At 73.2% G+C, this 1,824-nt stretch carries 3 protein-coding genes; 2 read left to right on the top strand and 1 reads right to left on the bottom strand.

Features of this window, described 5'->3' with window-relative positions; translation table 11 throughout:
* The first annotated feature begins 362 nt into the window (after nt 1-362).
* Complete coding sequence (locus VGD85_RS18855; RefSeq protein ID WP_011757466.1) at nt 363-848, top strand: CarD family transcriptional regulator; 486 nt, start codon at nt 363-365, stop codon at nt 846-848.
* Between the two features lie 94 nt (nt 849-942).
* Complete coding sequence (locus VGD85_RS18850; protein WP_331064965.1) at nt 943-1,557, top strand: 2-C-methyl-D-erythritol 4-phosphate cytidylyltransferase; 615 nt, start codon at nt 943-945, stop codon at nt 1,555-1,557.
* On the opposite strand, the gene VGD85_RS18845 is transcribed toward VGD85_RS18850, so the two are convergent.
* The coding region (locus VGD85_RS18845; RefSeq protein ID WP_331064964.1) for an IspD/TarI family cytidylyltransferase at nt 1,502-1,824 on the bottom strand (323 nt) is incomplete at its 5' end. The two genes, VGD85_RS18850 and VGD85_RS18845, sit on opposite strands and share 56 nt — an antisense overlap.

Below are 1,824 nucleotides of genomic sequence, written 5' to 3'. Positions count from 1 at the left end.
GTCAGGTGGGCGAGCGTGCGGCGCCGCTCACCGCGTCGCCGGGGCTCCGGTGCAGGATCCGGTGCAGGGTCGGGCCCGGCCACCCCCTCCGCGGGCGGCTCGGCGGGCGCGTCGGGGGCGGCGGTGGCCCCGCGGCTGGTGCGGCGGCGCAGCGTCGGCGACATACCCCGCAGTATCAGCCAGCGGCCCGTCCCGGGCGAGATTTCGCGAACTCGGGTGCGTCCGCGGTGGGGCCGGACCCGGCCGCCACCACACCGACGGCGGATCTGTCAACCCCCGATTGTGGCTCTGACCTGCGCAAACGTCAGGGGCCAGTTCTCAGCCCGTGTTAAGATAGCCATCTAGGAAGGGGTACCTGACATATGACTTTCACCGTCGGCGAAACGGTTGTTTACCCGAATCACGGAGCCGCAGTCATCGAAGACATCGAGATGCGGAAGATCAAGGGAGAGGACCGGCAGTACCTCGTACTCCGTATCGTCGCCCAGCAGGACCTGGTGGTCAGAGTGCCCGCCTGCAACCTCGATCTGGTCGGGGTCCGCGACGTCGTCGACAAGGAGGGCCTCGACCGCGTGTTCGACGTCCTGCGCGCCGCCCACGTCGAGGAGCCGACCAACTGGTCGCGTCGCTACAAGGCCAACCTCGAGAAGCTGCACAGCGGTGACGTCATGAAGGTCGCCGAGGTCGTCCGCGACCTGTGGCGTCGCGAGCGCGACCGCGGCCTGTCCGCGGGCGAGAAGCGGATGCTGGCCAAGGCCCGGCAGATCCTGGTCTCCGAGCTGGCGCTGGCCGAGCACACCAACGAGGACAAGGCCGAGGCCCTGCTCGACGAGGTGCTCGCGTCCTGACGCACCACCACTGATCGATCAACGAGGCCCCCGGGTGACCCACCCGGGGGCCTCGTCGCGTCCGGAGCCGCGGACGTCATACGTTGTGGGGGCCATGACCCACCATGCGTATGACGTCCCGGACGAGCCGCCCCCGGCGCTGGGGACCGTGCTCGCCGACGGCCGCGGATCCCTGCCGTTCGCGCTGATCCACGGCGAGGCGCTGGTCGCGTGCGCCGCCTGGGCGCTGGGCGAGGCCGGCGTCCTCCCGATCGACGACGGTACGCCGTGGGAGTCGGTCGTCTCCGCGGGCGAGCCGTTCGTCGTGCACGACCCGCTGTGCCCGATGACGCCGCCGGAGTTCGTCCGGGCGTGCGTGGCCCGCGCGGTCGAGCACGGCTGCGTGGTCGTCGGCGTCCGGCCGGTCACCGACACCGTGAAGGTGGTCGCCGACGGGGTGGTCGGGGAGACCGTCGACCGCGACACGCTGGTCTCGGTCGCCGCCCCGGTGGTGCTGCCGCCGGCGGTGGTCGCGGACCTGGGCGGCCTGCCCACGCACGACCTCGTCGAGCTGGTCGCGACGCTGCGCAGCCGCTACCGCGTCGAGCTGGTCGAGGCGCCACCGGCCGCGCGCCGGGTCGGCTCGGAGGACGACCTCCGGGTGCTGGAGGCGCTCACCGCCGGCGATCGGCCAGGCGGTCGGCCAGGGCCAGGTCCTCGGGGAACGTGACCTTGAGGTTGCGGGGGCTGCTGGCCACCGCCACCACGGGCAGGTCGGCGTACCGCGCCCAGCAGGCCGCCGTGTCGGTGCCGTCGAAGCCGTCCGCGTCCGCGCGGGCGTAGGCGGCGAGCAGCTCGCGGGCCCGGAACGCCTGCGGGGTCTGCACGCCGTCGAGCTCGGGCAGCCGCCGGCCGTCGCGGGCGAGCAGTCCGGGCAGGGGTACGACGGGGATCGCGCCGCCGCGCCCGCGCGCCGCGTCGATCGTCGCCGCGAACA

Source organism: Nocardioides sp., from assembly GCF_036401255.1.
Lineage (GTDB): Bacteria > Actinomycetota > Actinomycetes > Propionibacteriales > Nocardioidaceae > Nocardioides.
Note: the sequence above shows the minus strand (reverse complement) of the source record. Positions and strands in the feature narration are given on the sequence as shown.

Bases quoted from the DNA above. Each gene is read 5' to 3' on its own strand.
- VGD85_RS18850 (WP_331064965.1), top strand. From the start codon at position 943: ATGACCCACCATGCGTATGACGTCCCGGACGAGCCGCCCCCGGCGCTG.
- VGD85_RS18855 (WP_011757466.1), top strand. From the start codon at position 363: ATGACTTTCACCGTCGGCGAAACGGTTGTTTACCCGAATCACGGAGCC.